Raw genomic sequence first — 8,479 nt, forward strand, 5'->3', positions numbered from 1 at the left:
TATAATCACGGGAGTAAAGAGCATGATTAATTCAATTCTAAAATTATACCCTTATTCGCCTGAGAATCTAAATTTAATTTGGGTAAGATTTTATTTTGATGAAAGACGGGGTTAGAATTGGTTTTTTATAAAATAATAGCTGTCGATAGCAAAAACCATCTTAAATAATATCGAAATTTTCCAAAATGCACATAATCTGATGAACATTTGTAAAAAGAATTTAAAAAATAATCGGTTTATTCGAATTCATACATTCTAAAAAAGTTTTTCAATATAATGTATGCTACCACGCGATTCAGCTGGGCCAGAGATAATGTATTTGCTATATCCCTCATTTACCAATTGAGAATTGGCTCTATCTCGCCACCACTTAGTAATATCTATAGATTTTGCAAACCACACGCTATTTTTAGTTAAAACAAATTCTAATAATTTATAGTAGTGTCTCTCTACATCACTGCTAAAATAATCAGGATGAACTATAATCAAGGCTAACCCGTGCATTTTTTCAATCCAGTTAATTTTTTCTTTCCAAATATTTATATTTTTTTCTTTTAAAATTTCGAATAAGGTATGATCCTGAGGCAATGTAACTGGTAACTCTACAATATTCCCGATAAAAAATGGAAAAATTGATAAACAGCCTCCAGGTTGAGGTCCATAAGGATCAGTATCGGGAAAAGATGAATCGTATTCAAAAGGTATATCTTTTAGCCATTTATAATTTCTTAATAAAGAAGGAGAGCGAAAACCCTTGGCACGCCATTTTAGGGCATAATCTTCAATCTTTTTCATTCTCTCTTCAAAAATTTTTCTTGAGCCAAATAGTTTACCATCATGTTTCAGTCCATGGATGCCAATCTCAAAACCTTGCTCATTTAGTTCATTTATAAGCACATCAGAAATAGAATATCTTTCAGGGACAAAAAACCAGGTTGAGCGAAATCCAAATTTTTTTTCTATTTTACAAATTTTATCGATTTTTCTTAAACCTCTTTCACTCTCAAGGTCGTGTGTTAAACAAAAGGCAAAATTCTTGTTATCGGGCCAAAACCAGATAAAAGGAATTCTTTTATCTATATCTTTCATAATTTTTCTTTTAAAATCTTCAAGATAGGTTTCAATTGGCCAGTGTGGAAAATCATTTCTTATGTACCTTGCTTTTATTCTTCTCAAAAAAATTTGCAGAATCCGTGGGATTAAAAATTTCACTGCATAAAAAAATTTAAGTTTCTTGTCATATTGATCAATTTGATATTTTTCAAAAAGAAATTGTTCAAATTGCATTTCAAAAGGTTTGAAGAAAAATTCATGCTCTTTTGATACTTTCCAAAATTTTATTAATTCACCCATGTTAGCCAAAATATTTATAAAGCAAATTTCCTGATATTTTTAATATTGATATAGGCATTTTACTCAATACCGAACTTATCATTCTGTATTTCTTACTACTTTCTTTTGTAGCACTGACACCTTTAATTTCGGGATAATAATAATAGAATAAATCAATTTCATCAGCGCCCCAATGTCTCTTATAAGCCATTAAACCGTGATTATCAGGCGAAGTTCTGCCCAAATCAAGGGTTTTGTAACCATTTTCTACAGCCCATTGGATTGCATGCCATAGAATCAAATGATTGGGTTGATACTCAAGATAATTGACATCAGATGCGTTGAATTTATGATATAATGTATCTTTAAAAGTAAAAAAAATACTGGCGCCTATAGGTTTTTTATTATATTTTGCAATAAGTAAGAAGCCAAATCCCTGATTGAAAATTTCGGTAAAAATATTCTTGAAAAATCGATAAGGTTGAGGTATAACACCGTGTTTCTTGCGTGTGAGCAAATTGAGTTTATAAAAAATCTTCATATCCTCGGGTTCGGTACTCTTTATTATTTCTACACCGTATCGCTGTGCCTTTTTAATTGGATAGCGGATTGACTTCTGTTTAAAATTCTTCCAGATCGAATTCAATCCCTGGTCAAGATTAAGAAGAAATAATTTATAATAGGAATATTTTTTAAAATCAAATTTGGTTGCAAAATCAAAATTTTTACTTCTGATTTCAATACCGCTTATAACCCCATTCTTTCTCATTCCCATAATTAGAGACATTGTGTCCTCCAAATCTTTTTCAGCAACAAATAATGGCGAACATTCATCAGTAAATGGTAAACAGACAAGCCTTTTTTTCCCTAATTGTCCCCTAATAACAAAAAAGGGAATAGCAACATAAATGTTGCCGTCAGTCTCACTGATGATAAAATAAGGCTCATATCTATATGTTTTTTGAATGACCGTTGCCCAGTGTGAGGTATGAAAAATTGTCCCATCAGGATGTTGATGAACAAATGCATCCCAACGGCTGTCTGGTAAAGAAATGATAGAAATAGTTGATGCCATATTTATTTTGGGGCAGAAACAGCTGCGCGGCGGTAAATTTCTGCGGAAACAAAATAGAAAATAAAGGAAGCAGCGTCAAACCGCCATACCGGGTGATATAAGGGCCCAATGAAGAGATAATAGAAAATCATTCCGGGATAAGCAGTTTTCAATATGTTAAACAATTTGCTCGTATTGTTGTTGTTAGCAAGCATCTTCTCTCTGATACTTAATAGGAGTACAATTAGTATTAAATAATACAGTAGTAACCCCACGATACCAACATCCAGTATTGTAGAGGCAATTTGATTCGGTGTGTCTTTAGTATTGCTTACAACTTGTGTTATTCTACCGGGCCTACCAAAAAAATTACCAACTAAACTCGAGCCTGGTCCTTCGCCAAATATAAGGAAGGTAGTATTAGTTTTTACTTCTTCCCAAACCTGCAACAATATTCCTAATCGGTATGCTGAGTATTTAGTTTCTGTAGCGACCTCACCTTCAAGGGTCAGATAGGTTGTCTGCAGGATCGTGGCGATATTGCGTCCATGTAATTTCTGCCAGTTAGTATAGAATATCTGGAAGAAAATGACTCCGACCAACAATGTAATAAATATTACCGAATATTTCTTTACTCTTGTCTTAAATGGATAAAAATAGAAAGTTACTAAGATAGTTATCGGAAGCCAGATCACAATTGATTTAATTTCGCCAAATAGTGCGAACAAGAATAATAGAATAATCCCGAGAATGTGCCATATTGTAAAGCGAACATGCAAGCCATGTGCGACAATAATGGATGAAGCATAGATACTATAAATTCCAAGGTTTGTTGTTCCCCAGGCACCAAGGGACCAAGAAATATCGTCTCCAGTAATCCCGAGGAAGTAATGTCTATAAATAACTTCGGGAAGTTGGATAAAAATTAGAAATAGAAATAAAACTATGAATTTTTGTGTTGTCTTTTCTTCCCAGTTTATGTTAATTAATAGAATATAGAAAAGCGGATACCGAAGATAAACGGCAAGATATCCTATTGTTTCAACCCACGAAATGCCATTTATTATTGATGAAAAAACTGTGAATAAAACAAACAAAGCAATTGCTGACACAGTTTTTCCAACAGTCAATGTCTTAAAAAAATATCTTCGCCGCAGGACCTCAATAAGAATTATAACAGGTATCAAAACGATTGTAAACCATCTAATAAACATATAATTTTCCAAGAGCCTACCTGCGGATGTTTGTTCGGGAAGATACCAGACCAGTGGGAGAAGAATCAATGGTAATTCATTCCACTTCCTTATGAGAAAAATCACCATGAATATAGCAATGAAAATTCCTACCATTAATTGCAGGAAAATTGTGAAATTCATAATTGCCTCCTCGCTAATGGATGATGACAAGAGATGTAGATATTCTTTAATTTAGACCAACTATATTCTTGGTATATCATATATGCCTTTTTTGCCTTATCTAATGCAATGTCATAGTGGAACATAACCCATTCGATTTGCTTTGCAAGTTTTCGATAATCATGTGGGGTATAGAAGAATAATGCATCGTCATTAAAAAAATCTTTAATTGCCTTTACTGACGAACATATCACCGGAATTTTCAAAGCTATATACTCAAATAACTTATTAGGCAACAGATAGTCGCTCAACACAGAAACAATCCCTATATCAGCGTCTTTTAGAAATCCGGACATCTCCTCAAAAGCAACATACCCCTTAAATTGAACATAACCATCAAGGTGGAGTAACCTGACAAGACTCATTAATTCCCACTTATATTCACCCTCACCTATTATCTCACACCTTATCTTAGTATATCTGTCCTTTAAGAGTGCAACGGCCTTGATTATATTCTGAATACCGTAGATTTCAGTAAGTGTTGAATGAGTAACAATTTTTACTACTTCCTTTGCATTGTAGATATCAGAATGAGCAGGCGTTTTATCATTATTTTTTTCTCTGACGGGTAGGAACATCATTTCATCTGGTACATTTAGTATTATAACACTATTTTCAAAACATTTTTCGCAACGTGCATGTGTTATGATTACCTGGTCAGCAAATTTTACACTTAGCAACTCAATCATTCTTAGAAATATTATTAAAGGATGCCTGTTCGGTACATTGTATTTATCAGAAAAGAGCAATGGCATGTTCTCAAACAGATAAAGAATAATACGGGTATTGAATAATTTAGGAATGATTGTACAAAATACTAAAAAATCGGGCAAAGTATCAACTTCAATGCAATCATATCTTTTTTTGAAAAACAATTTAGTAACAAGCAAGGTTGCTCTGACAAAAAAATAGAGATATTCATACATATATCTTAATATTCCCTTTCTTAAATGGATTACGGGTATTCTATATATATCAACCTCATTCCATCTTTCGTATAGTCGTTCGCCTTTATCCCTTGCACAAATAACATCCACCTCAAAACCGCCCTCAATTAATGCGTTTACATCACGGCGTAGGTGTGCTTCCTTAGGGAAGTAATACTGACGAATTATACAGACTCTTGGTTTTTTCCCCATTTCTGTTTAATTAGACCTAAAAAAATGACGATAAAGAAGTTCAAACCTTGCAACCTTTTCTAATTCATAACTCTCTTCAGGTGACCAGGATGGAAATTTTCTTAAAGATTTCTTAATCTTCTGCTTGTCATAAAATTCTCTATCTAACGTCTCGTTCTGTGATAGTAAGTTATATACAAATCCCCACCAGGGAGGTATTTTCTTCTCCTTCTGTTTAGAACTGAGCGCATTTTTAAGACTTCCGACGCCGGTCAGAATTATATTAAGATAACTGCTATCAAACTTCTGTAGATAACCCCGGTCAAGCGGGATCGCCAGTAAATGAGGTGCCATTTGTTTAACAAAGTTATAATAAATCTTCCGGTTTTTTAAGATAAAAAAGAAATTTCTTTTCCAGGAATTTAGACGCGCAATTGAAAATGGACTCCTCAGTAGCAACTCAATTACTCTTCCATCAAAGAATGGCATTGCAACAGGAATTATTTTGCTCTCGCCATATCTGAGCATTCCATAATCATGTCTGTAGGCATAATACAATAGGAAGCAAGTCAATTGTTCAACGGGTTTTAAGTGATTGTAAGAAAAATCTTTAAAAATCTCCCCCGCATTTTCATTTTTGAAAAAGTGTTCAACAATATTATCATCGCTTCCGTATATATATCTCAATGTGGTACGGGAAATGTAGTCATTAGGCACAGGAGTGAACCTTATCAATTCACCCTGTCCGGAAAAGATTATATCAACTTCACCCGAAATTTGTTTTATTGCATTGTAACGACCAATATGGAAAAGTGGAAAGGAAAAATCAGTTAATTTTTCCACCTCCATAATTAGATTTTCGATATTTTCTTCTTCCGGATAAAAAGGGAGAAACCGCAATTTAAAACCAGTGGCCTTCGCAAGGTGCTGGGCTATATTTGTTTCCTCAATTGCAGGATTATCCCAAGTATAGGCATAGCCCTTGACACCAAGTTTCCAAAGACATGAGAGGATTGCTCTTGAATCATAGCCTCCCGAAAGTAATACCCCAACTCTCTTCATCCCGTGAATCCAGTCAGATATTACCCGAAGCATTGTTTTCGGAAATTCTTTTAGAAATTTCCCCTCTGAAATTCGTTCACCCAGTATAAACTCAGTCGCATTCCAGTAATTATATTTAATTACATTTCTGTTATCCCAGAGTATTACTGTGCCCGGTTCACAACGTAAAATATTTTTGATAAAAGTTCTCTCACCGAGAACATAATTGAATGCTGCGTACTGGTCAAGGGCGTTTAAGTCAATACTTAGTGCACGACCGAATATATGTACAAAATCTTCGAGAGCAGTTGATAATAGTACTTCATTTTGAGCAGTAAATGTGTAATACAGAGGATTCAATCCCAACTTATCATCGATAATAATCGCTTTGTTTTGGCTTTTATCCCATATGAAAACAGAAAAACATCCTTCCAATTCTCTTAGCAAACATTTGTTCTCCGGTTCAAGCAATGATAAAAGAAAATCTCTATTAATATTCAGAATATAGCCTTCGGCAAAGATTACTGATTTCTTTGAATTTTCAATTCTCTGAATTTCTCCTGTGTTGTTCTTCAAAATTAATATACTACCCTCAGCACATATAACATTATCTTTGCTGTAAAATTTCAGTATTTTGTCTCTTATTACCTCTGAATTTCCACAATATATGAGCATACAAACTCAATGACAAATTACTAAATTGAAAAAGAATTGTAGAGTGCGCACATATTATTAACCCAGGAAGATAACGAAAACCTATCCTTGGCTATCCTTCTGGCATTAGCCCCCATTCTGGTCTTTAATTCAGAATTTTTCAATAAAAACAATATTTTGTCTGCGAGTTCAACATACTCTTTTGGTGGAACTAAATAACCTGTTATTCCATCCTGTATTATTTCTGCGATACCACCGACATCAGTTGCAATCACCGGTTTACCTGCCATCATATATTCAATTAATACATTCCCGAATCCTTCATAGTGTGAACATAATACTCCTATATCAAAACCAGATATAATTCTTGTAGCATAAGGGCAATTATCAATGAGTACTACACTTTTCTGGAGATTGAGTGTTTCGATCATTTTAGCAAACCTTCCTTTCATTCCAGTTCCGAAATATTTCCTTTCTGAACCAATCAATAGGAAAATAACATTATTGTTTTTTTTCAAAACCAATTCTGCGGCTTTAATAAACATTTCATGGTCTTTTTCAACTGAATAATCTGCAATCATCCCCACTATTGATTTTGAAAATATCTTTCTGCCCGCCAGTTGTTCAATTAAAGTCTGCGTTTCTTTATGGTCAGAATTTAAAAATTCGTTAGCATCAATTCCATTGTATATAATATGAATCTTTTTGGATGGAGAAAAATTTCTTTTAATCAAAATCTCTTTTATTGTCTTGCTTATTGCAATATGGGTATCAATAAATATATAACTAAAGATTTTGTACAATAATGGGGTGAATTTATGATAAAGGTCATCTTTAATTGCTCCTTCAGGAATGCACCGCCAGTGAACTATCAATTTATATCTTAAGAAAATTTTTAAAGTAATCGCCGCGAATAAATAAGCAAGGCCTATAAATTGTATATGGACCAAATCCGCATCAATTTTTTTACATGCCCTCATCAAATTAAAAATCGATTCTATACTGAATTTACGATTTGTTGTCTTCCTACAGATAAAAACTGTACCAAATTGTTTAAGTTCATTTAGATAGTCACGGTCTTCACTAAAAAGAAAAGCAACCCGATTCCCATTATTAATTAGCCGCTCTGCAAGATATTTTAAGCTCGTTATAAATGCCCCCGGACTTTGGGCAACATAGTCAGCCGCGAAAACTACATTCATGCGTTTTATAAAATCCTTTCATAAAGGGCACATACGTTATCAACCCAGGTATTAACTGAAAATTTCTCTAATGCTACCTTCTTTGATATTTGTCCCATTTTATTTCTCAATTTTGAATCAGTTAAAAGCAGTTCAATTTTTCGTGCAAGCTCTTCATAGTCACCGGGGTTGATTAAAAACCCATTCTCATTATCGTTGATGATCTCTTTTATTCCCCCGACCGCGGTTCCAATTATTGGCTTGCCTGCCATGGCGTATTCAACAAGGGCATTGCCGAATCCTTCAAAATTGGAGATTAAAAGTCCGATGTCAAACCGTGGGATTACCGCATAGACATTACTCATTTCACCAACAAAATAGATATAATTTCCAAGGTCATTTTCACTAACATAAGATTTTAATCTTTCCAAACATCCAGTACCTTCAGCAATTTTCTCTGAGCCGACAAAGACAACTACCAATTCTGGAAATTTTTTTGCCAAAAGTGACACAGCCTTTATTACGGTTTCGTGGTCTTTCTGTGGTGAGAAATTTGCTACCATTCCAATAACGAACCGGCCGGATAGTTTAATGCCAATCCTGCTTTCAAGTATTTTCTCTGCCTCCATGGAATTATTTTGTATTATATGTGGGTCAACGCCATTATAGATAACATTAATTTTA

The 8,479-nt window shown here is 33.9% G+C and carries 7 protein-coding genes; all 7 read right to left on the reverse strand.

Annotation, left to right across the window (positions count from 1 at the left end; all coding sequences use genetic code 11):
• Window positions 1–255 precede the first annotated feature (255 nt).
• Window positions 256–1,362: a hypothetical protein gene (locus ABIL69_11300; protein ID MEO0124574.1), complete on the reverse strand. Its 1,107-nt coding sequence runs from the start codon at window positions 1,360–1,362 to the stop codon at window positions 256–258.
• Complete coding sequence (locus tag ABIL69_11305) at window positions 1,355–2,407, reverse strand: GNAT family N-acetyltransferase (GenBank protein MEO0124575.1); 1,053 nt, start codon at window positions 2,405–2,407, stop codon at window positions 1,355–1,357. Before ABIL69_11305 ends, ABIL69_11300 begins: the two co-directional genes overlap by 8 nt.
• Window positions 2,408–2,409: 2 nt before the next feature.
• Entirely contained in the window at window positions 2,410–3,762 is a 1,353-nt protein-coding gene (locus ABIL69_11310; protein ID MEO0124576.1) for a hypothetical protein, read from the reverse strand.
• Window positions 3,759–4,940: a glycosyltransferase gene (locus tag ABIL69_11315; protein ID MEO0124577.1), complete on the reverse strand. Its 1,182-nt coding sequence runs from the start codon at window positions 4,938–4,940 to the stop codon at window positions 3,759–3,761. The genes ABIL69_11310 and ABIL69_11315 overlap by 4 nt, the downstream gene beginning before the upstream one ends.
• 6 nt (window positions 4,941–4,946) lie before the next feature.
• Complete coding sequence (locus tag ABIL69_11320; GenBank protein MEO0124578.1) at window positions 4,947–6,635, reverse strand: asparagine synthase-related protein; 1,689 nt, start codon at window positions 6,633–6,635, stop codon at window positions 4,947–4,949.
• A gap of 20 nt (window positions 6,636–6,655) precedes the next feature.
• Window positions 6,656–7,816, reverse strand: coding sequence for a glycosyltransferase family 4 protein (locus ABIL69_11325; protein ID MEO0124579.1), 1,161 nt, complete (start codon window positions 7,814–7,816; stop codon window positions 6,656–6,658).
• Window positions 7,817–7,821: 5 nt separating this feature from the next.
• A partial coding sequence (locus tag ABIL69_11330; GenBank protein MEO0124580.1) for a glycosyltransferase family 4 protein occupies window positions 7,822–8,479 on the reverse strand: 658 nt, incomplete at its 5' end.

Source organism: candidate division WOR-3 bacterium (assembly GCA_039802005.1).
GTDB lineage: Bacteria > Hydrothermota > Tepidihabitantia > SM23-42 > JAOAFX01 > JAOAFX01.